Origin of the sequence: Pseudomonas sp. 67(2021) (genome assembly GCF_017491835.1) — a bacterium.
In the GTDB taxonomy this organism is placed as follows: Bacteria; Pseudomonadota; Gammaproteobacteria; order Pseudomonadales; family Pseudomonadaceae; genus Aquipseudomonas; species Aquipseudomonas atacamensis.
In genome coordinates this window covers 1-25,088 of the sequence record NZ_JAFGYL010000010.1, presented here as the reverse complement: position 1 = coordinate 25,088, position 25,088 = coordinate 1, and the positions used below count along the sequence as shown (strand labels likewise).

Sequence of the window (25,088 nt, the reverse complement as noted above, 5' to 3'; positions counted from 1 at the left end):
GACTGGCGGCCCTCGGAGAAACCTATGAAACAGCAACACGTAAACAGCTACTACGCTGCCACCCGCAACGAAGTCATCGACTTCCCGGTTCTCGAAGAGGCAGTGGACTGCGATGTCTGCATCATCGGCGCCGGCTACACGGGCCTGTCCTCGGCACTGTTCCTCAGCGAAGCCGGCTACAAAGTCACGGTGCTGGAAGCGGCGAAAGTCGGCTACGGCGCCAGCGGTCGCAATGGCGGCCAACTGGTCAACTCCTACAGCCGCGACGTCGATGTCATCGAAGAACGCTACGGCGACAAGACTGCAGAAATCCTCGGCAGCATGATCTTCGAAGGCGCCGATATCATTCGTTCGCGCATCAAGGATTACGACATCAAGTGCGACTACCGCCCGGGCGGTATTTTCGCGGCGATGAACAAGAAACAGCTCAACGGCCTGGCCGAGCAGAAGCGCAACTGGGAACGCTACGGCAACCGCAATCTGAAGATGCTTGATGCTGCGGATATTCGTCGCGAAGTCGGCTCCGACGCCTACGTTGGCGGCTTGCTGGACATGCAGGGTGGCCACGTTCATCCATTGAACTTGGCCCTCGGCGAAGCCGCCGCCATCGTGCGTTTGGGCGGCAAGATCTACGAGCAATCGGCGGCGGTGGAAATCACCTACGGCGAGCCGATCACCGTGCGCACTGCCAAAGGTCTGGTCCGCGCCAAATACCTGTTGATCGCCGGCAATGCTTATCTGCCGCAAGGCCTCGACAACCGCGTCACCGCGAAAAGCATGCCGTGCGGCTCGCAGATCGTCGTCACCGAACCGCTGACCGAGCAGCAGGCACGCAGTCTGATCACCAATAATTACTGCGTCGAGGACTGCAACTACCTGCTGGATTACTACCGCCTGACCGCTGACAACCGCCTGCTTTACGGTGGTGGTGTGGTCTACGGCGCGCGGGAGCCGGACGATATCGAGCAACTGATCCGGCCGAAGATCCTCAAGACCTTTCCGCAGCTCAAAGACGTGAAGATCGACTACCGCTGGACCGGCAATTTCCTGCTGACCATGTCGCGCATGCCGCAATTCGGCCGTATCGAAAAGAACGCCTACTACATGCAGGGCTACAGCGGCCACGGCGTCACCTGCTCGCACCTGGCCGGCAAACTGATCTCGGAAATGATCCGCGGCGACGCCGAACGCTTCAACGCCTTCGCCTCGCTGCCGCACATGCCGATGCTCGGCGGCCGCACCTTCTCCGCACCGCTCACCGCACTCGGCGCCGTCTACTACTCCCTGCGCGACCGCTTCGGCGTCTGATTGACCTCACCGGTGACGGTCCGAAAGACCTCGCCGGTTTTTCCCTAAACAGCACACAAAACCTGTGGGAGCTGGCTTGCCAGCGATTGCGGTCTTTCAGCAAAAGGGATGTTGAATGTGCCATCCAATCGCTGGCAAGCCAGCTCCCACAAGTTTTTTATTTGTCCGCAATAATCGCCAGCCAGCTCATTTCGATCACCATCCATCGAACCTGCTGAGCAACACCGGCAAACGTGATTTAATAGCCGCCTTTCACGGTTCCGGGACACGGGAGCAACGTGATCCGCGCGACCTGCGCGTCACCCGCCACCCACCCCCATCGCCCTTAAGTCGCTCTTACATAAGGCTGTCATGGATACGGGTTCTCGACTCAAACTAGTACGCGAAAGCTACAAACTCTCCCAGCGCGAGCTCGCCCGGCGTAGCGGCGTGACCAACGCGACCATCTCGCTGATCGAACAGAACCGCGTCAGCCCCTCCGTCAGCTCGCTGAAAAAGCTGCTCGAAGGCATACCGATGTCCCTGGCCGACTTCTTCACCTTCGACCAGCCCCCGCGCGAACATCAATACGTGTTCCGCGCCAATGAACAACCCGACCTCGGCCGCCACGGCCTGCGCCTGCTGCTCATCGGCGCCTCGGTGCCCAGCCGGCAGATGCGCCTGCTCCGCGAACAATACGCCCCCGGCGCCAGCTCCGGCGAAGAGCCGATCGTGCATGCCGAAGGCGAAGAGTGCGGGCTGGTCACGCGCGGCACGGTGGAGCTGACCGTGGACGGGCAGGTGAGTGTGCTGAATGCCGGGGATGGTTATTACTTTCCGACGACGTTGCCGCATAAATTCCGGAATATCGGCGCGGATGAGGCGGAGATTATCAGTGCGAATACGCCGGCGAATTTTTGAGGGCTTGCGTTTCGCATTGCTTCATTAAGGTTGATGTTAGGACAGCGCGGGCCACATGCAGTGTTTTCCTGCGAAGTTTTCAGACGTGGAAATTGCGCGAGCCTTTGGCCGATAACCACTCGTCCGGCGCATCGCACGTTCGCCCCACAGCCTCTTCCAATGCTGTAACTCCCCACGCAAAGGAAGAGCAACCATGCTGAACCATAGATTTGCGATGATTACCCTCGCGGCGTTGCTTTTCGGCAGCGCGCCGTATGCGCTAGCGGCTGGCGAAACGTCGACTCCGAAGGCGAGCGACGGCACCAGCCAGACTCGTGAACCGGCGTCTCCAGCCACCAATGCCGACCCGGATGCCGATTCACTGCCCGAAGGTGGTGATGGTGGCAAAACCGACAATGGGCCGGTGCCATCTGCCTCCAAACCCAGCCCCGCGGGGCAACCATCCGGTAGCAGCAGTGGGGGCAGCGGCGGTGGTTGATGGGGATGTCGTACTCGAAAGCCCGGCCTATCAAGCCGGGCTTTTTTCTGTGTATGAGAATTTGTTTTTTCGATGATCCGATGTCTCTTCCGAGGTGCCGGGTTTGGTTATTTTTGCCATTCGTCAGCCCCTCTGCATTTTCGCCGCTCGCCTTATTCCAATGCATACCTTACCCCCGCAAAGGAACCGCCAACATGCGCCCATCCAAAATCGCCGCACTGACGCTAGCTACATTGGTATCGGCCACTTCGCTCTACGCAACAGCCGCCAGCGACACCCCGGCACCCACCGCTAACGACGGCAATAGCCAGACCAACCCGAGTGCGCCGGAAGACATTCATTCCAATGGGGCCACCGTGCCCAAAGGCACGCAGGGCAACACCACCAACAATGACGGCTCGACACCTTCGGGTTCCAAACCCAGTGGTTCGAAGCAATCGAACGACAGCGGCACCAGCAACGGTGCTGGTGAGGGTTGAAGCTGTTTGCAGATGCAGCAAGCCCGGCATCAAGCCGGGCTTTCTATCAGGCAATCCTCGATGACCGAGGTTACTTAGCCTTCCAGTTCCCGCCGCTGTTCTCACAATCAATCTTTGCCTGCGCCAGGTGCTCGCCGTCGTAGTAATACGTGGTGACTTTGGCGTTGTCGGGCATGTTCAGCGGTTTGGCGCTTTTGTCTTTGCTGGTCGAGTGCGGGTTGGCCAAGGATTCCTGGGTGAGGCGGGCGGTGCAGGTGGCCTGGTAGTGGTCGTCGCAGCGATCGACTTTTTTCTTGGTGGCGTTGAGGGTGTCCTTGCTTTCGTTGCTGCAGGACCAGTTGATGGAGTCCACGGGCATGCCTTCGTATTCGTAGCAGCTGTGGGTTTCCACCGCTGGCACCGAGGCGCTGGAGGAGCGGGTCTGCACGTCGCAGCCTTCAGCCATGACGCAGGTGGGGATGATGGCGAACGTGGCGATCAGGAGCAGCAGTCGGGTTTTCATCGGCAATTCCTCTCCAATGGCGCCGCGTCTGATCGGTGATTTGGCGCTTGTCTGGTTTCGAGGCGGCGAGGGCGGGCAAGGTTCAATCGGTTTGCGCTGAGCGATCTTCGCGTACACTGCGCAACAATCAGAAACATTCAGCGCAGGATTCGATTCCCATGGCCCAAACCCTCGAACGCGCTATCGCCATTGCCGCCACGGCCCACACCGGGCAGGTGGACAAGGGCGGGGCGCCGTACATTCTGCATCCGCTGAAAGTCATGTTGCGCATGCACACGCTGGAAGAGCGCATCGTCGCGGTGCTGCACGATGTGGTCGAGGATTGCGGGGTGAGTCTGGATGATTTACGCGGGGAAGGCTTCAGCGAAGAGGTGCTGGCGGCGATTGCAGCGGTGACCAAAGTGCCGGGCGAGTCCTACGAGAATTTTGTCGACCGCGCCGCGCAAAACCCGATCGGCCGGGTGGTGAAGCTGGCGGATCTGGAAGAGAACAGCGATATCTCGCGGATTGCCTCGCCGAGTTGGGAGGATCTGGAGCGGATCGAGAAATATCGGCGGGCGATTGCACGCCTTCGCGCTTAGGAATGCAAATCCCCCTGTAGGAGCTGCCGAAGGCTGCGATCTATTGGGACGCAGAGCGTCCCCGGCTGCATTCCCACGCAGAGCGTGGGAACGATCAGATCGCAGCCTTCGGCAGCTCCTACCAGGGAATGGTGGTGTCTCAAAAAATAGCCAGGAAGGCGAACTATGAAATCCATTGTGTGCTTGTTGATTGCGGCCGGTTTCGGCGCGTTATTGCAGTTTGAAGGCGTACCCCACGGCTTGCTGCTGGGTTCGATTGTCGTTACCGCATTGTTTGCCAGCAAAACCGGCATCGCCCCGGCAACTCCTTATGGACTGGGCTACATCCAGGTCACGCTGGGCATCGCCACCGGGCTGATGTTCGAAGCATGGGACAGCGAAACGGCCGCGACGATGTTGCCCAGCCTTGGCGTGTTGCTGATCTGCCTGACCGTACAAATCGCACTCGCCGGATGGTGGCTGACACGCGGTGCCGGTTGGAACCGTACCGATGCACTGCTGGCGGTCTATCCCGGCGCATTGGCCGCAGTGTTCGATTTGCTTGAATCGGAAAAGGCTTCGAGCAAAGTCATCATCGTGCATCTGATGCGACTGCTGTTGATCACCGTGCTGGTGAGTTTGCTCATTCCCGGGCAAGCAGCGGTGGCTGAAGTCGTCAGCGATCCGTTGACCACAGGCATGGCGCTGAGCGCGTTCTCTGTCATCGCGCTGAGCGTATTGCTCGGCCGCCTGTTGTTGCTGGTCGGCGTCCCGGCGCCATTCATGCTTACCGCAATTCTCATAACCGCTGTATTTGTGAAGTCGGGATGGCTGCACGGCTTTCACATGCCGGAGTGGAGTTTGAACCTGGCCGCACTGATTCTTGGCGTGCGCATCGGCTCACGTTTTCAGGGGCTCGGCATCGCAGAACTGGCGCGTCATGGGCGCACCGCTCTGGTTTCGGTCGGCTTGATGATCATCGTTGCAGCGGCGTTTGCCGAGGTGGCTGCGCGCTGGCTGGGCAGTGATCCGCTGGCGCTGTGGCTGGCGTACATGCCGGGCGCGATCGAGACGATTGCGATTGTCGCGTTTGGCGGCGGGCTGAATGTGGTGTTTATCCTGACGCATCATCTGAGCCGGATGGTGCTGCTGCATTTTGCCCCGGCGTTGTTGGTGCAGGTCAGGCGTGGCCCAAGGCAATCGCGAATGACACGACGATCATGCAGGCGAAGGCGAAGTTGAGATTCATGGGCTGTTCATCCTGAGCTTTTGAGAGTGGGGCCATTGTGAACAGGCGCAGCGCAAAGAAAAAATTCGCCGTGTTGATTCCAATGATCGAAAGCATTGATAGCCGTTGCGTTTGTATTTGCCTGAGACTTTCGCTAGTGTCGCTGAAACCTGCAACTACAAGCACAAACAGGCATAACCATGCACGACCATTCCATCGCTGAATTGCCGTCCCTGCGTCGGCAGAAAATCCTTTTGCTTCTCGAGCGTGATGGCAAGGTCATGGCCTCCGAGCTGAGCCAGCATTTCGCGGTCTCCGAAGACACCATCCGCCGTGACCTCGCCGAACTGGACAGCGCCGGGTTGGTGCAGCGCGTGCATGGCGGGGCGTTGCCGCGACCGAAGGACTCAGGCAAGGATTACTTCACGCGTCTGGATGAGACCGACGAGGTCAAGGTGCGCTTGGCGCAATTGGCGGCGCAGCACATCGAGGACGGGCAGATTGTGCTGTTCGATTCCGGCTCGACCACCTTGCAGGTGGCGCGCGCATTACCTGCCGACATCCGCATCACCGCGGTGACCGCGTCACCGCTGACGGCGATTGCCTTGTCTGAATACAAGGGCGTGAAAGTGATTCTGGCGGGTGGTGAATTGAATGCTCATTCGATGTCGGCCAGTGGTCAGGAAGCGCTGCGACTGCTGGCGGGGATCAAGGCGGATCTGGCGATTACCGGGGTGTGTGCGATTCATCCCGAAGTGGGGATCACCTCGCTGCATTTCGATGAAGTGCCGATCAAACAGGCGATGCTCGACAGTGCAACGCGGGTGATTGCGGTGACCACGGCGGACAAATTGGGCGCGGTGGAGCCGTTTGTGGTGGCGCCGTGTACGCGCCTGCATACGTTGATTACCGAGCGGCATCCCGGGCCGGGGAATGTCGAGGATTATCGGCGGTTGGGGATTGTCGTGGAGCAGTTGCCGGATTGAGCTTGTGTGGGGTTTGAGGGCCTCTTCGCGAGCAGGCTCGCTCCCACAGGGGATCTGCAGTGAATAAATGACTTTGTAGGAGCTGCCGAAGGCTGCGATCTTTTGATTTTGACTTTTAAAAGCAGGATCAAAAGATCGCAGCCTTCGGCAGCTCCTACAGGTAATGGATCAGCGCAACCGCTCAAGCATCTGGTAATACCACATCCCCGCCGCCAGCAACGGGTTGCCCAGCAGGTCGCCCATTGGCACGCGAATGTGCTGGCACGCGGCGAAAGTGTCGAATTGCTCCATTTGCCCGGTGATCGCGCGGCTCATGATCTCGCCCATGATGTGCGTGGTGGCAATGCCGTGACCCGAGTAGCCCTGGCAATACCAGACGTTGTCCGAAAGCTTGCCCAGTTGCGGGATGCGGTTGATGACGATGCCCATCGCGCAGCTCCACTGGTAATCGATCGCCACACCTTTTAGCGCCGGGAACGTGCGCTCGATGCACGGGCGCAGTTCGGCGGCGATGTCGCGCGAATCCTTGCCGCTGTAGTTGGCACCGCCGCCGAACAGCAAACGGCCGTCGGCGGTGAGCCGGTAGTAATCGAGGACGAAGCGGCAGTCGTACACGGCGAGGTCCTCGGGGTTGATCTGTTGCGCCAGATCACCGAGCGGCGCGGTGGTGACGATGCCGCCCATGGCCGGGAAGATCTTGCCCTTGAGCTGACCCGGTTCGAGCTTGTGATAGACGTCACCGGCGAGCATCACCTGATTGGCGTCGATCTGACCGTGAGCGGTGCGCACGCCAGGTGTGTCGCCGTGAATGATCTCCAGCACTTCACTGTTTTCGAAGATCTGCGCGCCCAGGCTTTCGGCTGCGCGTGCTTCGCCAATGCACAGGTTGAGCGGGTGCAGGTGCATGTTGCGGGTGTTCTTGATCGCGCCGTGGTACAGGTCGCTTTGCAGCAGGTCGCGAATCTGGCTGCGGTCGAGCAGGCTCACCTCATCGCCCAGACCTCGGCGCACGGCTTCGTCGTAGTCCTTGCGCAGATCGACCATGTGGCTCGGCTTGTACGCCGCGTGCAGATGGCCGTGTTTGAGGTCGCACTCGATGCCATATTTCTCGACGCGCTGGCGGATGATTTCATGCCCGCGCCAGCGCAGATGCCAGATGAAATCGTCCACATCATCGCCCAGTTTCGCGCGCATCTGTTTGCGCATGGCGCCGTCGCCGGAAAGGCTGCCGGTGACTTGCCCGCCATTGCGCCCGGTGGCGCCCCAGCCGATCTTGTGGCCTTCGACGATGGCGACTTTCAGGCCTTTTTCCGCCAGTTCGACGGCAGTGGCGACGCCAGTGAAACCGCCGCCGATGATTACCACATCGACCTTGTGCCGGCCCTGAAGGGTCGGGTAGTCGGTGTCCTGGTTGAGGGTGGCGGTGTAGTAGGAATTGCAGCGAATGGTCATGTCGGGGTCCACAAAAAATTCAGGTTCGAAGTGCATTCCCTGTGGGAGCGAGCCTGCTCGCGAAAGCGGTGTGTCAGTCACCCAAAATGTTGAATGTGATGACGCCTTCGCGAGCAGGCTCGCTCCCACAGGTTCGGTGTCGGATCGTTAGGCCTCGGTCAGGTACCACCGCCAATCCTGCTCACCCACTTCAGCCATGAACTGCCGATACTCGGCACGCTTCACCGCCAGATACACCCCAAGGAATTCCTGCCCTAACGCCTCCCGTGCCCACTGTGAATTTTCCAGCGCTTGTAGCGATGTCAGCCAATCGGTCGGCAACAATTCCTTTGCCTGAGCGTAACCATTGCCCTCGACCGGTGCCCCCGGATCCAGCTCTTCACGGATGCCGCGATGAATGCCGGCGAGGATCGCTGCCGCTGCCAGATAAGGGTTGGCATCGGCGCCGCAGATGCGGTGTTCGATGTGTCGTGTCGGCGCCGGGCCGCCAGGTACACGCAGGCTGACGGTGCGGTTATCGACACCCCAGGTCGGCGCCAGTGGCGCGTAGCTGTTGGCCTGGAAACGCCGGTAGGAGTTGGCGTTGGGGCAGAACAGCAGCAGCGAATCGAGCAGCGAGGCAAGCATGCCGCCAATCGCCGTGCGCAACAGCGGCGTGCCGGCCGGGTCTTCAGAAGCGAACAAATTACGCCCCCCGGCATCGGCCAGGCTGACGTGCATGTGCATGCCGGTGCCGGCCAGATCATCGAACGGCTTGGCCATGAACGTCGCCTGCATGCCGTGCTTGTGCGCCACGCCTTTGACCAGACGCTTGTAGCGCACCGCCTGATCCATCGCTTCCAGCGCATCGCCGTGTTCAAGGGTGATTTCCACTTGCCCCGGGGCGTATTCGGAGATCGCCGTGCGCGCCGGAATACCGTGCAGTTTGCACGCGCTGTAGAGGTCGGCGAGGAACGGCTCGATCTGCTCCAGCTCGCGCAAACCGTAGACTTGCGTGTGTCGCGGTCGCCCGCCGTCAGCGTCCAGCGCCGGTTGCGGGCGGCCGTTGTGATCGCGTTTGGCGTCGAGCAGATAGAACTCCAGCTCGCACGCCATGATCGGGTGATAACCCTCGGCCTTGAGCCCGTCGATCACCTTGATCAGCAGGTGCCGAGGGTCAGCGATGCTCGCCGGCATGCCCTCGCTCGGGTGCATGCTGACCTGCACCGCAGCGGTTGGAATCTGTCGCCACGGCAGGCGTACCAGACTGCCTTGCAGCGGATAGGCGCGGCAGTCGATGTCGCCCACATCCCAGACCAGCCCGGAGTTCTCGACGTCCTCGCCTTGTACGGTCAGGCCGAGGATGGTGCTCGGCAGTGGTCGGCCGCTTTCGTACACGGCGAGCAGTTCTTCGCGATGCAACAGCTTGCCGCGCGGCACGCCGTTGGCGTCGAGAATGAACAGTTCGATCATGTCGATATCGGGATTCTGTTCGAGGAACAGGCGTGCGTCTTCGATGGCTGCGAATTTCATGGCAAATCACTCACGGTGGCGCCGCACAGGCGCGCAGAGTCGGCCGGACACGACGCGACAAAAAGGCGTAAGTGTCCCGGCAGGGATATCAGGAAAATCGGGAAATTGACTGTCGCGGTTTCAGCTCACGCGATCAGGCAGGAACGGCGATATCCGGCGGGCGTGCGGAGTGACGCAGCTTGGAGCGGCGCAGGGCCATGGGCAGATTGACGATGCGGTTCATACGCAGCCCCTGTTGCAGTGGGCGCGTACAGCAGAGACGTGCAACCTTTGCGGTTGTTGTGGTGACGTACTCATAACGCGTGTTTCCGTTGGCGGAAAGCGTCGGCGGCAGGGCAGGCCCGGCGACCGGTGTGCCCGGATAGTAAGGGGGAATTTGCGCGCGTGTAAATGGAAGATTCGTCGGTGGCGCTTTCTGGCGTTTGGGCTGCTTGACCGAGTTGCCTTTTTCGCGAGCAGGCTCGCTCCCACATTGGAATGCATTTCAACTGTGGGAGCGAGCCTGCTCGCGAATGGCCGCACCTCGGTTCCGAGCGGACGCGCCGGGCCATCTCGTTGTTTGCCGCTGAGCCATTCAGCGCAGCACGTAATCGTCCGGCTCCGGCGCGGGCGGCAATGGCGAGACGCCGAGTTCGTACAGCACATCGCGCTCCAGGGTGCGCACCAGTGCATCGGTCGGCAGATCGTTTTCATCGCGCCCGAACGGGTCTTCGAGTTCATCGGCAATCGCGTCGAAGCCGAAGAAGGTGTAGCTGACAATTGCCGTGAACAGCGGCGTCAACCATCCCAGCGATTGCGCCATGGCGAACGGCAGCAACAGGCAGAACAGGTAGATGGTGCGATGCAGCAGCAGGGTGTAAGGGAAGGGTAGTGGCGTGTTCTTGATGCGGTCGCACACGGCCTGGGCCTGGCTCAGGCAGGTCAGGTGATTGGCCAGTAATTGATAACGCCATGGCGATAGCACACCGGCCGTTTCCAGCTCGGAACACTGGCGCCCGACCTGATGAATGATCTGGCCGCAGTGATCCGGCGCGGACCCATCGATCGGCGGGCTGACCCAGTCGGCACTGGCCTGCTCCTCGCTGTCTCCACGCAACCGCGCATTCAGCGCGTGGGCGAAACCGCACAGGTTGCGCAACAGTTGTCCACGCAGGCGCGTGTCATCGATGCCTTGGGTTTCGCGCATCACCGAGCGCACCCGCAGCAGCACCTCGCCCCAGGCCTTGCGGCCCTCGTACCAACGGTCGTAACAGGCGTTGTTGCGAAAGCTCAGGAAGATCGACAGCGACAGACCGAGCAGGGTGAACGGCGTCGAATTGATCTGGGCGAAGTAGCTCGGCACCAGAAGTTCGATCAGCACAATCGCTGCCGCCAGCAGTGTCAGCATCAAGGTGCGCACGGCGATGCGTTTGGCGATCGAGCCTTTGAGGGTGAACAGCACGGCGAACTGATTGGGTCTCGGTCTGACGATCATCTCGCGGTCCCGGTTGCGCGGCGGATCAGCCGCCGGTCATGTTCATGAAACGCACCACTTGCACGTCGTCGTTGACTTCGAAGTTGTGTCGATACGGCTTGAGTTTCATCGCCTCGATGATCGCGTTCTCCAGACGTTCCGGGTGGCCCGGATGGGCACGCAATACCGCTTTGAGGTCCATCGAATGCTCGTTGCCCAGGCACAGCAGCAAGCGACCTTCGACGGTCAGGCGCACGCGATTGCAGGTGCCGCAGAAGTTGTGGCTGTGTGGCGAAATGAAGCCCAGGCGAATGTTCGGTGCTTCGGCCACGCGCCAGTAGCGCGACGGCCCTTGCGTCGATTCGGTCGAGTCGATCAGGGTAAAACGTTCGGCGATGCGTTCGCGTACTTGCGCGCTGGAATAGAAGGATTCGGCGCGGCTGTGTTCGGCGATCGCGCCCAGCGGCATCTCTTCGATGAAGGAAATATCCAGATCACGCTCGATGGCGAAACTGACCAGATCGTTGATTTCGTGATCGTTGCGGCCCTGCATCACCACGCAATTGAGCTTGGTACGGGTGAAACCGGCGGCACGTGCGGCATCGATGCCGTCGATGACCTGCGCCAGATCGCCAGTGCGGGTCAGCTCTTTGAAGCGCTGCGGATCGAGACTGTCGAGGCTGATGTTCAGGCGCTTGACCCCGGCGTCGAACAGCGGCTGGGCCAGTCGGCCCAATTGCGAGCCGTTGGTGGTCAGGCAGAGTTCGCGCAGGCCGGGCAGGGCGGCGATCTGTTCGCAGAGTTGCACGACGCCGGGGCGGATCAGCGGTTCGCCACCCGTGAGGCGGATCTTGCGCGTGCCGAGGGCAACGAAGCTTTGCGCTACCTGGAACAGCTCTTCGAGGGTGAGGATCTGCTGGCGTGGCAGGAACTGCATGTCCTCGGCCATGCAATAGACGCAGCGAAAATCGCAGCGGTCGGTAACCGACAGGCGCAGATAATCCACGCGGCGGTTGTGACCATCGATCAATTCACGCTGTGTCATGGGCTCGCCTCGTGGATGTGGAGCGCCGTCAGCGGGCGCAGATCGCGCAGGGTAGGCTGCGTTCGCCATGCCGTCCAATCACTCTGGCTGACCGAGTGATTGACGGCGTCGATGATGCCTTACGGTGCGCCAAACATTGCCGTCCAGTAAATGCCGGCGTTGCTTTTCGGATCGGTCGCGTAGGCGGCGCCCAGTTCCTGATATTGCGGATTCATCAGATTGGCGCAATGCCCGGGGCTGGCGAGCCAGCCGTCGACGACCTTGCCGACGGTGTCTTGCCCGGCGGCGATGTTCTCGCCGACCAGTTGCCCACTGTAACCGGACAGCTCGGCGCGGTCGCCTGGGGTGCGGCCGTCGCCGTCCTTGTGGTCGAGGTAATTGTTGTTGGCCATGTCGCGGCTGTGATCCTGAGCGACCGTGCCCAGCGTGGCGTTCCAGGCCAGCGGTGCTGCCGCCGCGAAGGACTGGCCGCCGCACTGGCGCGCCTGGCCGCGCGCGGTATTGAGTTGCGCCAGCAGCTTTTGCCCTTCGCTTTGTGCATCGCCGAGTTTCGCCGTCAGCAACGGCCGCGCGAGAACGATGCGCCAGTCGCGGTCGACACGGTTGACGCCGATATCGACGAACTGCGGATCGAGCACCACCTTACAGAAGCTTTCCTTGATCGCCTGCATCGCCGCCGCTGCATCGCGCGGGCCGTTGAGGGTGATCGCCTGCACGTTGACCATCGGGTACTGGGCGCTGGTCATGGCCTGCTGCAGATCGACCGCGCCGCTGGCGGGCAGGCGCAGACGTGGATCGGCCGACAGCGGTGGCAACTCGTTCGATGCCTGCGTGCCGCAACGCTGCGGCTGGCTGCGATAGCTGTTGATCGACTCGATCAATTGCAGTTCATCGGCAGCCAGCGCCGAGGTGGCGAACACCACGCCCAGCGACAATGCGGCACAACGCAAAACGGACGGCATGAAGCGCATGGAAATCTCCCTTGAGCTGAATGCGCCCATGATGCGCGAAAGGCCCCCGGTGAGTGAATGTGTTTTTCTTTGCGGCGGATTTTTTCTGCGCTGGTGTGCCCGCGCATTTGCTCGCTACACTCTGCGAAGACCCCGCAAACCGGGCGTCTCACCGACGTAACATCTTGCCCCGGGCGGGCGCTGACGGAAGAACCGACATGGGATCGAAAGGCTTGGCGGGCGGTTTGTTGTGGATCTTTTTGACCGGTGCAGCATGGGCCGGGGCGCAGGCGCCGATCGAGGCCAAGGCCGAACAGAAAGCCGAGGTGCTGGAGGAGAAAGCGGCGGATAAAGTCAGCGCTGCTCCGGCGCCGAAATCCGAGGCCATCACCCCCACCGAAGCGCAGGCAGTAGACCCGGCCGGCGCCGCGCCGCTGGACGATCCGCTGACCTGTCTGGCGCGCAGTATTTACTGGGAAGCCAAGGGCAAGGACACCCCGGAAATGGAGGCCGTCGCCAGCGTGGTGATGAATCGCCTCGGCCACGACGGCTTTCCCGACACGGTGTGCGCGGTCGTCAAGCAGGGGTCGGAAAGCGGCAATTGCCAGTTTTCCTGGTGGTGCGATGGCAAGCCCGATGAGGTCACGGAAGACGCCGAATACGCGCTGGCCAAGGAAATCGCCGGCAAGGCGTTGAACCGTCAGCTCAAGGACCGCACGCGCGGTGCCCTGTATTTTCACGATCGCGGCGTGCACCCGAGCTGGGCCAAGGCCTATCGCAACACCGCGCAGACCGGCAGGTTCCTGTTCTACAAACCCGCCGGCGGCGACGCGCGTTAACTGGCGTGGGTATTGAGAATGCTCGCCACCTGTTGCGGCTGGCAGTTCAGATAGGGTGACTTTTGCAGCCAGCGCTGATCCGGATACCAGGAAAACATGAACTGGCCGTTCTTCAGGCGATCGATCACCTGTTTGGCGATCTGCGGCCGTACGGCGGGGCAACCCTGACTGCGGCCGATACGCCCCTGACGCTTGCTCCACAGCGGGTTCACGTAACTGGCGGCATGAATCACGATCGCGCGATCACGGGCCAGATCATTGAAACCGGGTTCCAGACCGTCCATGCGCAGCGAATAGCCGTGAGTACCTTCGTAGCTTTCCTGAGTGCGGAACAGGCCGAGGCTGGACTGATAACTGCCTTCGCGATTGGAAAACTGCGTGGCGAAGTTTTCCCCGGAGTTCGAACCGTGGGCAACCAGATCACGCAGCACCAGTTTCTTTTTGCTCAGATCGAAGATCCACAGGCGGCGTTCGGTGGACGGTTGCGAATAATCGATGATCGCCAGATGCCGCGAGGGTTTCGCGCCGTTGTTGACCGCGCATTGCATGGCGTTCAATGCACCTTTGAGCGCCTGGGGATTGAGTTCCGGCGCGGCGTGGGCGAGGCTGTTGTAGAGAACCGGCGATGGCTTGCCGGCGGCAAATACTGGGCTGGTCACGGCGACAAGGGTCGCGGTGCTCAACAGAAGTCGGCGCAAAAACGTCAACATTTTATAAAGTGTCCTCAACTTGCTACATAAACGGCACTTTGGCTCCTGACTCCCAGTCAATACCCGCAGGCTCGCGGTTCGAGCCTGACTGTTTAGCGCACCTGATGTAAGGTTGACCGTCATCTGGACGGCCATGGATTGGAGTAAAGCAGTTGTTCAAAAAGTACGCATGCTACTTGAGCATTTGTTTGCTCGCTGCGCCGTTTGTCGCTTGCGCCGATGAGCCGCTGCCCCCGCTCGAAACCCTGCCGACGCCTGAAACGCAATTGCCGGTCGAGCCGCGCAGCCCGTTGCAGGCGGTTTTGATCAGCCTGGCGCAGTCGTGCCCGGCCATCGCTCCGCGTCTCAATGGCCCGGCGTTGAGCCAATTGCAGGCGTTTTATGAACAGCAGGACTGGATGCCGGTGTGGGCGAGTGAGTCGGCACGCTTGCCGGCATTGCGCGCGCAATTGCAGCTGCTGGCCGATGATGGGTTGAATCCGAATCGCTACGCCGTGGCCACTACGCCGCCGCAGGATGGCGAGTTGTGCGCCGACATCGACATCAGCCGCAACTACCTGCAGGCCTTGCAGGATCTGCATTACGGCCGTCTGTTGCAATCGCATTTCGAACCGCTGTGGCGTGTCGACGGCCCGCCGACCGATCGTCAGGCGCAACTGCTCAGTATTGCCGTGCCGGGCATGAACGATATTGCTGCGGCGTTCGACCTGGCGCGTCCGCATCTACCGCAATATCAAAGCCTGCGTCAGCTGTACGCCGCGCAACGCTTGCAAGCCCTGCCGCAATGGCAGCCGGTGGGCAACGGCCCGTTGCTGCGTCCGGCGATGGCAGACCCGCGCGTGCCGGAACTGGCCCGTCGTCTGTACAACGAAGGTTATCTGACACACGCACTGGTGACACCGGACAACGCCTACGATGACGTGCTGGTGGAAGCGGTGAAGCACTTTCAGGCCAGTCATTCGTTGCAGGCTGACGGCGTGGTCGGGCCGGGCACCATTGCCGAGCTGAACATCAGCCCGCTGACCCGCCGCGATCAGTTGCGCGTCAATCTCGAACGTTTCCGCTGGATCGCCCAGGACATGGAGCCCAGTGGCCTGGTGGTCAACGTGGCCGCCGCTGAGCTGACGCTGTATCAGGGCGGTCAACCGGTGTGGCAGACCCGCACCCAGGTCGGCCGCGCGGAACGCCAGACGCCGCTGCTCAAATCCCGCGTCACCCGCCTGACGCTGAACCCGACCTGGACCGTACCGCCGACCATCTGGAAAGAAGACAAGCTGCCGGAAATCCGCAAGGACCAGACTTTCCTCAGCCGCCAGAACCTGCAAGTGCTCGATGCCAACGGTCAGCCTCTGGCGGCAGCGGACATCGACTGGGACAACCCCGGCAACATCCTCCTGCGTCAGGACGCCGGCCCGCGCAATCCGCTGGGCCAAATGGTCATCCGTTTCCCCAACCCGTTCTCGGTCTACCTGCACGACACGCCGAGCAAGGCGCTGTTTGACAAAGGCCCACGGGCGTTCAGCTCCGGTTGTGTGCGCGTCGAGCACCCGCTGCAACTGCGCGATCTGCTGCTGTCCCCGGCAGAAAAAGCTCGCACCGAGACTTTGCTGGCAACCGGCACCACCCATGAATTTCGCCTGTCGGCGCCGGTGCCGATCCTGATGACCTACTGGACGGCGCAAGTCGACAGCAGCGGCCATGTACGTTATGCGCCGGACATCTACAGCCACGACAGCGCATTGCTGGCGGGGCTGGATCGGGCGCATTGAGTCCGGCACCAGCACGGCAGTCAAAGATCTGAGTTCGATGAGTGATTTCAGGTCGACGAATCCCGTACAAACACCTCGGTCAGTCCCCTCTCCCTCGGGAGAGGGCTAGGGTGAGGGGCCGATTTCAAGCCGAACCCATTACTCAAAATCTCACCGCCCCAGCTCCTCCACCAACCACGGCAAAAGCTCCTCACACGAGCCTTCAATCTTCAAATCGAGCAGATCATCCGCCCGGGTCTTGCCCAGATTGATCGCCATCAACGGCTTGCCACGCTCGGCAATCACCCGACACAAGCGAAACGCGGAATACGCCATCAACGACGATCCCACCACCAACAACCCCGCCGCATTCTCGGCAGCGGCCAAGGCCCGCGCGGCCGTCGGTTGCGCCACGTTCTCGCCGAAAAACAACACATCCGGTTTCATCCGCTCACCCGCGCAATGCGGGCACTGCGGTACCTGAAAGCGCGCTTCAAATGCCGGGTCGAGCAAGGTATCGCCATCCGGCGCCTGCACCGCATCAACACCACTCAGGTAGGGATTGTGTGCCTCCATCAGCTGCTGGATCGCGTCGCGCTCGCTGCGCTGCCCGCAATCCAGGCACAGCACTCGATGCAGGCTGCCGTGCAGTTCGATCACATCGTGGCTGCCGGCCTGATCGTGCAAGGTATCGACGTTCTGCGTGATCAAAGCGCTGATCCGGCCACGCTGCTGCAACGTCGCCAGCGCCTCATGCGCGGCATTCGGTCGGGCCTTTCGCACGCGCGGCCAGCCGAGCATCGCTCGCGCCCAATAACGCCGGCGTGATTCCGGGGCGGCGAGAAACTCCTGATACATCATCGGCTGCCGCCCACGACGCACGCCGTCGCTGTCGCGATAGTCCGGAATGCCCGATGGCGTGCTGATACCAGCGCCGGTAAGTACCAGGAAAGACCCGTTGATCATACACTCGGCCAGAGCGTCAAGTTCTCGCTCACTGCTCATGTCCGTACTCCTCGGCTTGTCAAGAATGGGCCAGACCTGTGACGACGTATAGCTTAGGGAAACACGACACAGTTTGGATCTTCTTTTCTTTCAACCATTTGCTGCCTCCAGTTTTCCGGAAAGCGCTTTATCTCGCTCAGCAACTGCTTGCTTAAGCCAGAGAGGACCATACAGCGTGGGTCATTGTCAGGGGGGAGGCAATCGGTTTGCTTGTCGATCGACCACTTTAACTGGAACTCCTGTTCGTCTATCGCATTGAAAATACGCATGGCCGGGCATGGCAATGCTGCCAACTCAAGTAACGAATGATGCAGGCCCTGCAAGTCACCGTCGCACTGGTTGAAGGCATAGATAAACGTTATGAAGTTTGAAGTCGCGATGTCTGAAAATTCTGTTCCCTTATAAGGGTCGAAGATGTCCCACCATGTAAGTACTGTTTTCAGGATCTTTGGTGTCGTGGCTGGTCGGAGTGTTGGAAAGATGTCATTTATCTGCCAGTTTTCGTTTTCAATTTCTTTTTGGGTAGCGATGAGCTGTTGCGCAGCTTTTTTGTAATTGACGCGCTGCTGGCTGAAATTTTTGTGTTGGTGATTGGTTCTGAACCGGTCGAAAACGGTTTTTACTTCGCAGATTACCAGTGTGTTGTTGGTCTTGTTGTAAATGGCGACGTCTATGTCGCCAGTATTTTTCTTGGCTCTGCAAGTGGTAACTTCAATGTCAGGACTTTTTTTCAACTGGCTGGCGAGGTAAGTTGCGACGGTGGCGGATTGAGATCCGACGGTGTTATTCCAATGGTCTTGGGAACGCTTCATCAAAATAGCGAGTAATGTCAGATTTGGGTGGAGGACACTATAGGCGAACGGCCAGAACATATACCACTCACCGATTTTTACAAAAGGCACTGCGAGTCCCGAATCGGCAGCTTCTTTTAAATCCGGGATCAGCTTGTCCAGCAGATTTTCAATCTGGGCACTTGACGTTTTCGCCACTTTATATTGCTTGTTGAGCGACTGGGTAATCTTGACCAGATCTGACTTTTTAAACCAGAAATGACGCTGCCGCTTATGGATATAGGGTAGTAACGCCTGGAACAACAATAATTCGTCCTCGCGAATACCCAGCCGCGATAGGAAATCCAGCCAGGATCTTTCGGTCCCAATCGTTATGGGGCTGAGATCGGTCAGTTTTGTCTTGAGCGCGAAAGACACAAAGTTTGCATCATGCCTTGGATGGTCCAACATGTACCGAATCGAATCGGGGCGCGACAGGTAATCCGCTTTCTCTGAAAGCAAATCCATGGCCGTGCGTTGTCGAGAGCTGGCGATCTCTATTTTGTAACCGGACTCTGCATGGCGGCCGATTTTCCATAACCGTTCTTTTACTGACGAGGCGTCATGCAGCATACGTAATAAATCATGTTCATAGGTGAAAAGGTGCTCAGCTTTTTCTTTGAGTGCCAGAGTTTTCTCGTAAGAGGGCTTAAATTCGGAGAGGGAATCGGGATAGCTTTTCAGGATGGCGTTAATCAATGCCCTGAAGTTCACGCTGTGATCTGCTGACGCAAACTTTTTGACACTGTCGACAGTCTCATCTCCCTTTGCCAAGGCGGCGAGATGCAATTCGGGTATCCATTGATTCGCCGAAGGAATTGATTGGTAAACTATGTTGTGATTATTGGTATACAAATTCTCAATGGATTTAATGTCAGCAATATACTGTTCGCCGCATTCCGACATTTCTGGACTTCCCTGCAAAAGCTGTATTGAACGAAAGGGTATCGCATTATTAAACGAATTTTAAGGTGCCGTACGATGTTCTGGAAATGCACACATCGGCTGATTCTTCTGCAGTATGTGCCGTTTGATGAAGTCATTTCCTTCCCTCCAATATCAGATTGAACGGCGTTTGCGTGGCGCGGCGGAACTGCTTGAACCCAGCCTCGACAAAGACTTTGCGCAGGCGCATTTCCCCAGCCTGCGCACCAAGCCCGAGGCCGACTTCCTGGGACAGCGAATTGGGCGTGCAGATAAACGTCGAGGCGGCGTAGAACAGGCGCCCGACCGCGTTGAGATTGTCGTCCAGTTTGTCGTTGGCGAACGGTTCGACCAGCAACACCGTGCCATCATCTTTCAGCGACTCATAAGCGTGGCGAGCGGCGCCGACCGGGTCACCCATGTCGTGCAGGCAGTCGAAAAAGCAGATCAGGTCGTAGTCGCCGCCGGGATAGTTTTTCGCCGTGCCCTCGAAGAATCTGGCGCGATTGCCCACGCCACCTTCTTCGGCCCGTTGCGTAGCGACTGTGACTGACGGCGCGTGGAAGTCGAAGCCGACAAACTGCGATTTCGGAAACGCCTGAGCCATGATCACCGTCGAGGCGCCGTGACCGCAGCCGATGTCGGCAACCTTGGCCCCGCGTTCCAGCTTGGCCACCACGCCGTCCAGGGCCGGAAGCCATTCGGCAATCAGGTGACCTTTGTAGCCGGGGCGGAAGAAGCGTTCAGTGCCGCTGAACATGCACGGGTGGTGATCGCCCCACGACAAGGCGCCATTGCCGCGCATGGCCTTGACCAGTTTGTCCTTGTCATGGAAAAACGACGCCACCACGCCGAGACCGCCAGCGACGTACACCGGCGAATCCTCCACGGCCAGCGCCAGTGCCTGTTCTTCCGGCAAGCGAAACTGACCGTCAACGTGTTCCATATAGCCGGATGCGGCATGGGCGCTGAGCCATTCGCGCACCAGGCGGGGATTGCAGGTGGTTTTGGCTGCGAGGGCTTCGGGGCTGATCGGTTGGCTGTCGGCCATTGCCCGGTACAGACCGAGTTCTTCGCCGACAATGACATTGGCCAGCATCGCCGCGCCACCCATGTCGTTGACCAGTTTGCCCATGAATTCGTTGAGCTTCGCCTCATTCATCACGTGTGCTCCTGAAACAGGATCACCGTCCGGCGGCGTTGAATGTCGAGGCAGGCGCCACCGGGCGGTGGTCACGGATTGGGGCAGGGCACAGCAGACGTCCTGCGGCCCCCTCGACTGGGTAATGAATGAGTCTAGTCGGTGTTTTTCTCAGCGTGGCAGCGGCAACTTCAGTTCAGCGCACAACCCGCCACCTTCACGATTGCTCAACAGCAGCGAGCCACCCAGCGCCAACGCCAATTGCTGGGCGATCGCCAGTCCGAGCCCGGTGCCGCCGGTGTCGCGGTTGCGCGAGTTTTCCACGCGGTAGAACGGTTCCAGCACCTGCGCCAGTTCGGCCTCGGCGATGCCCGGGCCGCGATCGAGGACTTTCACCGACAGGCTGTCGCCCTGCGCTTCGACCTGCAATTGCGCGGCGCCGGCGAATTTCAGGGCGTTGTCGGTCAGGTTCACCAGCACCCGGCGCAGGGCCTGCGGACGGGTTTCGATTACCGCTTTGCTTTTGCCGCCGAGCTGCACGTCCTTGCCCATGTCCTGATAGTCGAAGACCAGGCTGTCGAGGAACGAGTCGAGATCAGTACGCCGGCTTTCTTCGGTGGCGCCGTGAACGCTGCGAGCGTAAGCCACGCCTTCGCGCACCAGATGCTCGATTTCGCCGAGATCGCTGCTCAGTTTGTCTTTCTCGACCGAGTCGTCCATGAATTCTGCGCGCAGTTTCATCCGGGTGATCGGCGTTTGCAGGTCGTGGGAAATCGCCGCGAGCAGTTGCATGCGTTCTTTCAAGTAGGCGGCGATGCGCGTTTGCATGGCGTTGAACGCCCGCGCGGCGTGAACCACTTCGGTCGGCCCTTGCTCGTCGAGTTTGATCGGGTGCGCGTTGGGGTCGAGGGTTTCCACGGCGTTGGCGAGGCGAGTGAGGGGGCGGATGGCGATGCGCACGGCGAGCCAGGTGCAGAGGATCAGTAACGCCAGTTGGCCGAGCAGCACCACCGGCAACCACGGCGACAACGGCACCATCGCCGGACGGATATCGATGGTCACCGGGCTGCCGTCGCTCAGGCGCAAGTGGCCCTGGAAATGTTGTCTCGGACCGCCGGGAACTTCGGTAAACACGATTGGATAAGTGTCGCCGATGGCCGCCGTAATCGAGGCGATCGCGACGGACTTTTCAGCCGAGGTCACCGGCATGCCCGGTTCGCCCTCATTGAGCAGGTAGCCATAATTGCGCCGGGCCAGACGCGGCAGCCAGGCCTCGCGTTCGGCCGCGGGCAGGCGATCGAGGATGGCCATCGACGTCGAGACGTCGGTTTCGAGGTTGCCGAGCATGGTGCTTTTCGCGCTCTGGTAACGCTCGTAATACTGCGCGCCGAACGACAGGCCCTGCGCCAGAATCAGCCCGATCAGGAAGATCAGCGACAGGCGCGAGGCGAGGGTGCGCGGCCATTGCAGCTTGAGTTTCATGCCGAAGCTCCGAGCAGTTCGACCGGCAGCGAAAACACATAACCTTCACTGCGCACGGTCTTGATATAGGCCGGCTCGCGAGCATCGTCCAGCAGGCGTTGACGCAGGCGACTGACCAGCAGATCGATCGAGCGATCGAACAGATCGGCCTCGCGGCCCTGGGTCAGGTTGAGCAGTTGATCGCGGCTGAGCACCCGTTGCGGATGGTCGAGGAACACCCGCAGCAGGCGGTATTCGGCGCCGCTGAGGGCAACCATGGTGCCGTCGCTGTCGAGCAGGTGGCGAGCCGAGGTGTCCAGCTGCCAACGACCGAACGCCAGCAGGCGTCCGGCTTCGGTGACCACCAGATTCGGCGGCAACATACGCGTGCGGCGCAATACGGCATTGATCCGCGCCAGCAGTTCGCGGGCGGCGAAAGGTTTGGTCAGGTAATCGTCGGCGCCCATTTCCAGACCGATGATGCGATCGGTCTCATCGTTGCGCGCGGTGAGCATCAGCACCGGCGTCGCCTTGTGTTTGCCCACGCGTAATTCGCGGCACAACTGCAGGCCATCGTCACCGGGCATCATGATGTCGAGCACGATCAGGTCGACGGTGTTGGCATCAAGGAAGCTGCGCATCTGCCGGCCATCGGCGACCACTGTTGTGCGCAGGCCGTTCTTCTTCAGGTAGTTGCCTACCAGTTCACGGATCTCGCGGTCGTCGTCGACGATGAGAATGTGATCGACATGTTCCATCGGTTCAAGCCTCTGTCAAAGGGGGAATGCCGTGCAGTCTATAGCGCCGTAGACCGCACGCCTGCCTGCCTTTGTATTGCAGTGTATCTGCCGCAGCGGCGGATACACACCGACGCAAAATCACGATTTTTTCGGGGTTTTGTATCGCTCTGTATCTACACGCTGCATGGATACACAACGAGTGATTCTTGTCCTTTCCTGACACAGACGCGATACCTCGAAGGCCTCAAATAGGCTCCATCGAGGCACACACAGACCGCCTCGGCTCAAACCCACTGAAGCCTTGAGGACTACACCATGAACAACAAATCCGTATTCGCCGCCTGCCTGTTCGCCGCTCTGAACATCTGCACCCTGTCGGCCCACGCCGAGGCTGACGTCAGCCGGCAAACCTACACCTACGGCACCCATCTGGATATCCAGAAAGTGCTGTCGATGACCGAAGACACCTCGGTGACCTGCGGCATCACCGAGGCGCGCATGACCTACCTCGATTCCGCGGGCAAAACCCGCGAGCTGGATTACAGCAAATTCGCTGACGGCTGCAACAACCAGAACTGAGTCATCCCTACTTTTTCTGCAAGGAGTTTTGCCATGAACAACGTCTCGCGCTTTCTGACCGCAGCAGCCTTCGCCTTCACCGGTGCCGCCGCCCACGCCAACAGTGCTGTGGAGCAGAGCAGTTGCGCCAGCAGCACCTGCTTCCAGCTGACCACCGTGGCGAAGGAGGGCAGCGATGCCTTGATCGCCGCTGACGGCTCCAGCCGCACACCACAGGGGCAGATGGTTGCCGCTGACGGATCGAGCCGCACACCTCAGGGGCAGATGGTTGCCGCTGACGGCTCCAGCCGCACACCGCAGGGGCAGATGGTTGCCGCGGATGGTTCCAGCCGCACACCGCAAGGCCAACTGGTCGCGGAAAACGGTGCCAGTCGTACGCCTCAAGGGCAGTTGCTCGACGGCCAGACTGCATGAGCCACGGCGTAAATAAAGCGAGCTAGCGAGGGGATGTTTCCCTCGCTGCCCGGTTGTGTGCCCAGCCCCCATTTCAAGGTGACCCCTTATGTACCTCATTGCATTTCTCGGCGGTCTGCTGACCGTTCTCAGTCCGTGCATCCTGCCGGTGGTGCCGTTTCTGTTCGCTGGCGCCAACCGTACCCGTTCCTCGATCCTCCTGACTCTCGCCGGCATGGCGCTGACCTTTGCGCTGATCTCCAGCCTTGCCGTGGTCAGCAGCGAGTGGGTGATTCAGGCCAGCAACACCGGCCGCCACTTCGCCTTGCTGGTCATGGCGCTGTTCGCCCTGTCGCTGATCTCGGCCCGCGTCGGTGACTGGCTGACCAGGCCGTTTGTCGCGCTGGGCAATCGTCTCGATCAGGACACGCGTAAACGTGCAGGACCGATGGGCTCGATCATGCTCGGTGTCGCCACCGGCCTGTTGTGGGCGCCCTGTGCCGGGCCGATCCTTGGGGTGATTCTGACCGGCGCGATGTTGCAAGGCGCCAATGCCCAGACCAGCCTGTTGCTGCTGGCTTACGGCGTCGGCAGTGCCTTGTCGCTGGGCACGTTGATCTTCGCCGGGCGCGGTCTGGTCAATCGGCTGAAACCGTCGATCCCGTTCAGCGGCTGGTTGCGTCGCGGTGCCGGGGTTGCGGTGCTTGCTACGGTCGCGGTGATCTCGACGGGCGCCGACAAAACCCTGCTCGCCAATACGTCTTCGGAGGGCGTGGCCAGCGTCGAGAAGAACGTCCTGGAAAACGTGCCGAAAGTGGTCGACTACTTCGTCAGCAAGGTCCGCGCCGATTCGATGATGGACGAGGCCCGGGGCGCGATGCCGTCGCTGTCGGGCGCTGTGCAATGGCTCAATTCACCAGAGCTCAGTGCCGAATCCCTGCGCGGCAAAGTGGTGCTGGTCGACTTCTGGACCTACGACTGCATCAACTGTCAGCACACCCTGCCGTACGTCAAAGACTGGGCGAAGAAATACGAGAAGGACGGCCTGGTAGTGATCGGCGTGCACACCCCCGAATACGGCTACGAACGCATCATCAACAACGTCAAGGATCAGGTGAAAAAACTCGGCATCACCTACCCGGTCGCCATCGACAACGACTACGCGATCTGGCGCAACTTCGACAATCAATACTGGCCGGCGCATTACCTGATCGACGCCAAGGGCCAGATGCGTTACAGCCACTTCGGTGAAGGTCGCTATGCCGAGCAGGAGCAGATGATCAAGCAGTTGCTGGAAGAGGCCAAGGCGCCGGCAGCCTGAGTGTTTCATGCGCTTGACAGATCTTCACCACTCATCGGCAAAGTGCCCGGTTTACGGGGTTGCCGGACGATTGACAGGGACGCCGGGCAGCCTCGGCGCGATAGTGAGCAAGCACGGTCCGCGTCGCAGCCTGTGCTTTCTCTCTGCCACGGAGCTCGCTGTCATGAGTACCCCGATTGATCTCACTGCCCTGAAGGAACGTCAGAAAGTCGCTTGGGCCAGTGGCGACTACGCCGTGATCGGCACGACTTTGCAGATCGTCGGTGAAAGCCTCGCCGAGGCCTGCGATCTGCGCTGTGATGAACAGGTGCTGGATGTCGCCGCCGGTAACGGCAACGCCACCCTGGCAGCGGCGCGGCGCGGTTGTGTGGTGACCTCCACCGATTACGTCGCGGCACTGCTGGAGCGTGGTCAGGATCGCGCACGGGCCGAACATCTGGAGGTGATTTTTCAGGTGGCCGATGCCGAGGCTTTGCCTTTTCCCGATGAAAGCTACGACGCCGTGTTGTCGACGTTCGGCGTGATGTTCGCGCCTGACCAGGTC

Annotated in this window: 25 protein-coding genes; 13 read left to right on the top strand and 12 right to left on the bottom strand. The window is 60.3% G+C overall.

The window, feature by feature from the left end; all coding sequences use genetic code 11:
• Nucleotides 1–24: 24 nt before the first annotated feature.
• The 4 genes from J5M66_RS14210 to J5M66_RS14195 all read left to right on the top strand — a co-directional run bounded on the left by J5M66_RS14210 (nucleotide 25) and on the right by J5M66_RS14195 (nucleotide 3,165).
• Nucleotides 25–1,308, top strand: a complete 1,284-nt coding sequence (locus J5M66_RS14210; RefSeq protein ID WP_122603010.1) for an FAD-binding oxidoreductase — start codon at nucleotides 25–27, stop codon at nucleotides 1,306–1,308.
• A 351-nt stretch (nucleotides 1,309–1,659) separates the two neighbouring features.
• On the top strand, nucleotides 1,660–2,208 hold the full coding sequence (locus J5M66_RS14205) for a cupin domain-containing protein (protein WP_003226097.1): 549 nt from the start codon (nucleotides 1,660–1,662) through the stop codon (nucleotides 2,206–2,208).
• A gap of 193 nt (nucleotides 2,209–2,401) precedes the next feature.
• On the top strand, nucleotides 2,402–2,686 hold the full coding sequence (locus J5M66_RS14200; RefSeq protein ID WP_207808167.1) for a hypothetical protein: 285 nt from the start codon (nucleotides 2,402–2,404) through the stop codon (nucleotides 2,684–2,686).
• 194 nt (nucleotides 2,687–2,880) lie between these two features.
• The gene (locus J5M66_RS14195) at nucleotides 2,881–3,165 is read left to right on the top strand and encodes a hypothetical protein (RefSeq protein ID WP_123442191.1); all 285 of its coding nucleotides are present in this window, start codon (nucleotides 2,881–2,883) and stop codon (nucleotides 3,163–3,165) included.
• A gap of 70 nt (nucleotides 3,166–3,235) precedes the next feature.
• On the opposite strand, the gene J5M66_RS14190 is transcribed toward J5M66_RS14195, so the two are convergent.
• The gene (locus J5M66_RS14190) at nucleotides 3,236–3,667 is read right to left on the bottom strand and encodes a hypothetical protein (protein ID WP_076563430.1); all 432 of its coding nucleotides are present in this window, start codon (nucleotides 3,665–3,667) and stop codon (nucleotides 3,236–3,238) included.
• A 158-nt stretch (nucleotides 3,668–3,825) separates the two neighbouring features.
• Between J5M66_RS14190 and J5M66_RS14185 the strand changes: the two genes are divergently transcribed.
• The 3 genes from J5M66_RS14185 to J5M66_RS14175 all read left to right on the top strand — a co-directional run bounded on the left by J5M66_RS14185 (nucleotide 3,826) and on the right by J5M66_RS14175 (nucleotide 6,441).
• Entirely contained in the window at nucleotides 3,826–4,248 is a 423-nt protein-coding gene (locus J5M66_RS14185; RefSeq protein WP_207808168.1) for an HD domain-containing protein, read from the top strand.
• Between the two features lie 165 nt (nucleotides 4,249–4,413).
• Nucleotides 4,414–5,469: an AbrB family transcriptional regulator gene (locus tag J5M66_RS14180; RefSeq protein ID WP_207808169.1), complete on the top strand. Its 1,056-nt coding sequence runs from the start codon at nucleotides 4,414–4,416 to the stop codon at nucleotides 5,467–5,469.
• A 186-nt stretch (nucleotides 5,470–5,655) separates the two neighbouring features.
• Nucleotides 5,656–6,441, top strand: coding sequence for a DeoR/GlpR family DNA-binding transcription regulator (locus tag J5M66_RS14175; protein WP_207808170.1), 786 nt, complete (start codon nucleotides 5,656–5,658; stop codon nucleotides 6,439–6,441).
• Nucleotides 6,442–6,609: 168 nt separating this feature from the next.
• On the opposite strand, the gene J5M66_RS14170 is transcribed toward J5M66_RS14175, so the two are convergent.
• From J5M66_RS14170 to J5M66_RS14150, 5 genes are all read right to left on the bottom strand, one after another.
• A complete protein-coding gene (locus J5M66_RS14170; protein WP_207808171.1) occupies nucleotides 6,610–7,893 on the bottom strand; it encodes an FAD-binding oxidoreductase in 1,284 nt (427 codons plus the stop codon).
• 147 nt (nucleotides 7,894–8,040) lie between these two features.
• On the bottom strand, nucleotides 8,041–9,405 hold the full coding sequence (locus tag J5M66_RS14165) for a glutamine synthetase family protein (protein ID WP_207808172.1): 1,365 nt from the start codon (nucleotides 9,403–9,405) through the stop codon (nucleotides 8,041–8,043).
• 574 nt (nucleotides 9,406–9,979) lie between these two features.
• Nucleotides 9,980–10,879 carry a bestrophin family protein gene (locus J5M66_RS14160; RefSeq protein WP_024013322.1) on the bottom strand — a complete coding sequence of 300 codons (900 nt, stop codon included), beginning with the start codon at nucleotides 10,877–10,879 and terminating at the stop codon, nucleotides 9,980–9,982.
• A gap of 25 nt (nucleotides 10,880–10,904) precedes the next feature.
• Complete coding sequence (gene moaA, locus J5M66_RS14155; protein WP_016775169.1) at nucleotides 10,905–11,903, bottom strand: GTP 3',8-cyclase MoaA; 999 nt, start codon at nucleotides 11,901–11,903, stop codon at nucleotides 10,905–10,907.
• A gap of 119 nt (nucleotides 11,904–12,022) precedes the next feature.
• Nucleotides 12,023–12,874 (bottom strand): CAP domain-containing protein, encoded by an 852-nt coding sequence (locus J5M66_RS14150; RefSeq protein ID WP_207808173.1) that lies wholly within the window; start codon nucleotides 12,872–12,874, stop codon nucleotides 12,023–12,025.
• A 197-nt stretch (nucleotides 12,875–13,071) separates the two neighbouring features.
• Between J5M66_RS14150 and J5M66_RS14145 the strand changes: the two genes are divergently transcribed.
• Complete coding sequence (locus tag J5M66_RS14145; RefSeq protein WP_207808174.1) at nucleotides 13,072–13,692, top strand: cell wall hydrolase; 621 nt, start codon at nucleotides 13,072–13,074, stop codon at nucleotides 13,690–13,692.
• Here J5M66_RS14145 and J5M66_RS14140 read toward each other — a convergent pair.
• The gene (locus tag J5M66_RS14140) at nucleotides 13,689–14,402 is read right to left on the bottom strand and encodes a murein L,D-transpeptidase catalytic domain family protein (protein ID WP_016775166.1); all 714 of its coding nucleotides are present in this window, start codon (nucleotides 14,400–14,402) and stop codon (nucleotides 13,689–13,691) included. The two genes, J5M66_RS14145 and J5M66_RS14140, sit on opposite strands and share 4 nt — an antisense overlap.
• Before the next feature lie 152 nt (nucleotides 14,403–14,554).
• Between J5M66_RS14140 and J5M66_RS14135 the strand changes: the two genes are divergently transcribed.
• Nucleotides 14,555–16,171: a L,D-transpeptidase family protein gene (locus tag J5M66_RS14135; protein ID WP_125918735.1), complete on the top strand. Its 1,617-nt coding sequence runs from the start codon at nucleotides 14,555–14,557 to the stop codon at nucleotides 16,169–16,171.
• Nucleotides 16,172–16,321: 150 nt separating this feature from the next.
• Here J5M66_RS14135 and J5M66_RS14130 read toward each other — a convergent pair whose 3' ends face one another.
• From J5M66_RS14130 to J5M66_RS14110, 5 genes are all read right to left on the bottom strand, one after another.
• Nucleotides 16,322–17,155 carry an NAD-dependent protein deacetylase gene (locus tag J5M66_RS14130; protein WP_207808175.1) on the bottom strand — a complete coding sequence of 278 codons (834 nt, stop codon included), beginning with the start codon at nucleotides 17,153–17,155 and terminating at the stop codon, nucleotides 16,322–16,324.
• Between the two features lie 53 nt (nucleotides 17,156–17,208).
• Nucleotides 17,209–18,891 (bottom strand): hypothetical protein, encoded by a 1,683-nt coding sequence (locus J5M66_RS14125; RefSeq protein ID WP_207808176.1) that lies wholly within the window; start codon nucleotides 18,889–18,891, stop codon nucleotides 17,209–17,211.
• Nucleotides 18,892–19,024: 133 nt separating this feature from the next.
• Nucleotides 19,025–20,071 (bottom strand): class I SAM-dependent methyltransferase, encoded by a 1,047-nt coding sequence (locus tag J5M66_RS14120; protein ID WP_207808177.1) that lies wholly within the window; start codon nucleotides 20,069–20,071, stop codon nucleotides 19,025–19,027.
• A gap of 150 nt (nucleotides 20,072–20,221) precedes the next feature.
• Nucleotides 20,222–21,532, bottom strand: a complete 1,311-nt coding sequence (locus tag J5M66_RS14115; protein WP_207808178.1) for an ATP-binding protein — start codon at nucleotides 21,530–21,532, stop codon at nucleotides 20,222–20,224.
• Nucleotides 21,529–22,269, bottom strand: a complete 741-nt coding sequence (locus tag J5M66_RS14110; RefSeq protein WP_039762337.1) for a response regulator — start codon at nucleotides 22,267–22,269, stop codon at nucleotides 21,529–21,531. The genes J5M66_RS14115 and J5M66_RS14110 overlap by 4 nt, the downstream gene beginning before the upstream one ends.
• Nucleotides 22,270–22,566: 297 nt before the next feature.
• Between J5M66_RS14110 and J5M66_RS14105 the strand changes: the two genes are divergently transcribed.
• The 4 genes from J5M66_RS14105 to J5M66_RS14090 all read left to right on the top strand — a co-directional run.
• Nucleotides 22,567–22,830, top strand: coding sequence for a DUF2790 domain-containing protein (locus tag J5M66_RS14105; protein ID WP_016775158.1), 264 nt, complete (start codon nucleotides 22,567–22,569; stop codon nucleotides 22,828–22,830).
• A gap of 33 nt (nucleotides 22,831–22,863) precedes the next feature.
• On the top strand, nucleotides 22,864–23,244 hold the full coding sequence (locus tag J5M66_RS14100) for a hypothetical protein (RefSeq protein WP_110600975.1): 381 nt from the start codon (nucleotides 22,864–22,866) through the stop codon (nucleotides 23,242–23,244).
• An 88-nt stretch (nucleotides 23,245–23,332) separates the two neighbouring features.
• Nucleotides 23,333–24,544, top strand: coding sequence for a cytochrome c biogenesis protein DipZ (locus J5M66_RS14095; RefSeq protein WP_110600978.1), 1,212 nt, complete (start codon nucleotides 23,333–23,335; stop codon nucleotides 24,542–24,544).
• 163 nt (nucleotides 24,545–24,707) lie between these two features.
• On the top strand, nucleotides 24,708–25,088 hold a 381-nt coding region (locus J5M66_RS14090; RefSeq protein WP_207817490.1), incomplete at its 3' end, for a class I SAM-dependent methyltransferase.

What these genes read in the sequence shown, in the direction of transcription:
- J5M66_RS14150 (WP_207808173.1), bottom strand. Translation starts at nt 12,874, where the DNA reads ATGCGCTTCATGCCGTCCGTTTTGCGTTGTGCCGCATTGTCGCTGGGC.
- J5M66_RS14180 (WP_207808169.1), top strand. Translation starts at nt 4,414, where the DNA reads ATGAAATCCATTGTGTGCTTGTTGATTGCGGCCGGTTTCGGCGCGTTA.
- J5M66_RS14120 (WP_207808177.1), bottom strand. Translation starts at nt 20,071, where the DNA reads ATGAATGAGGCGAAGCTCAACGAATTCATGGGCAAACTGGTCAACGAC.
- J5M66_RS14170 (WP_207808171.1), bottom strand. Translation starts at nt 7,893, where the DNA reads ATGACCATTCGCTGCAATTCCTACTACACCGCCACCCTCAACCAGGAC.
- J5M66_RS14115 (WP_207808178.1), bottom strand. Translation starts at nt 21,532, where the DNA reads ATGAAACTCAAGCTGCAATGGCCGCGCACCCTCGCCTCGCGCCTGTCG.
- J5M66_RS14190 (WP_076563430.1), bottom strand. Translation starts at nt 3,667, where the DNA reads ATGAAAACCCGACTGCTGCTCCTGATCGCCACGTTCGCCATCATCCCC.
- J5M66_RS14100 (WP_110600975.1), top strand. Translation starts at nt 22,864, where the DNA reads ATGAACAACGTCTCGCGCTTTCTGACCGCAGCAGCCTTCGCCTTCACC.
- J5M66_RS14160 (WP_024013322.1), bottom strand. Translation starts at nt 10,879, where the DNA reads ATGATCGTCAGACCGAGACCCAATCAGTTCGCCGTGCTGTTCACCCTC.
- moaA (WP_016775169.1), bottom strand. Translation starts at nt 11,903, where the DNA reads ATGACACAGCGTGAATTGATCGATGGTCACAACCGCCGCGTGGATTAT.
- J5M66_RS14200 (WP_207808167.1), top strand. Translation starts at nt 2,402, where the DNA reads ATGCTGAACCATAGATTTGCGATGATTACCCTCGCGGCGTTGCTTTTC.
- J5M66_RS14110 (WP_039762337.1), bottom strand. Translation starts at nt 22,269, where the DNA reads ATGGAACATGTCGATCACATTCTCATCGTCGACGACGACCGCGAGATC.
- J5M66_RS14210 (WP_122603010.1), top strand. Translation starts at nt 25, where the DNA reads ATGAAACAGCAACACGTAAACAGCTACTACGCTGCCACCCGCAACGAA.
- J5M66_RS14105 (WP_016775158.1), top strand. Translation starts at nt 22,567, where the DNA reads ATGAACAACAAATCCGTATTCGCCGCCTGCCTGTTCGCCGCTCTGAAC.
- J5M66_RS14125 (WP_207808176.1), bottom strand. Translation starts at nt 18,891, where the DNA reads ATGTCGGAATGCGGCGAACAGTATATTGCTGACATTAAATCCATTGAG.
- J5M66_RS14175 (WP_207808170.1), top strand. Translation starts at nt 5,656, where the DNA reads ATGCACGACCATTCCATCGCTGAATTGCCGTCCCTGCGTCGGCAGAAA.
- J5M66_RS14165 (WP_207808172.1), bottom strand. Translation starts at nt 9,405, where the DNA reads ATGAAATTCGCAGCCATCGAAGACGCACGCCTGTTCCTCGAACAGAAT.
- J5M66_RS14185 (WP_207808168.1), top strand. Translation starts at nt 3,826, where the DNA reads ATGGCCCAAACCCTCGAACGCGCTATCGCCATTGCCGCCACGGCCCAC.
- J5M66_RS14145 (WP_207808174.1), top strand. Translation starts at nt 13,072, where the DNA reads ATGGGATCGAAAGGCTTGGCGGGCGGTTTGTTGTGGATCTTTTTGACC.
- J5M66_RS14205 (WP_003226097.1), top strand. Translation starts at nt 1,660, where the DNA reads ATGGATACGGGTTCTCGACTCAAACTAGTACGCGAAAGCTACAAACTC.
- J5M66_RS14130 (WP_207808175.1), bottom strand. Translation starts at nt 17,155, where the DNA reads ATGAGCAGTGAGCGAGAACTTGACGCTCTGGCCGAGTGTATGATCAAC.
- J5M66_RS14140 (WP_016775166.1), bottom strand. Translation starts at nt 14,402, where the DNA reads ATGTTGACGTTTTTGCGCCGACTTCTGTTGAGCACCGCGACCCTTGTC.
- J5M66_RS14095 (WP_110600978.1), top strand. Translation starts at nt 23,333, where the DNA reads ATGTACCTCATTGCATTTCTCGGCGGTCTGCTGACCGTTCTCAGTCCG.
- J5M66_RS14195 (WP_123442191.1), top strand. Translation starts at nt 2,881, where the DNA reads ATGCGCCCATCCAAAATCGCCGCACTGACGCTAGCTACATTGGTATCG.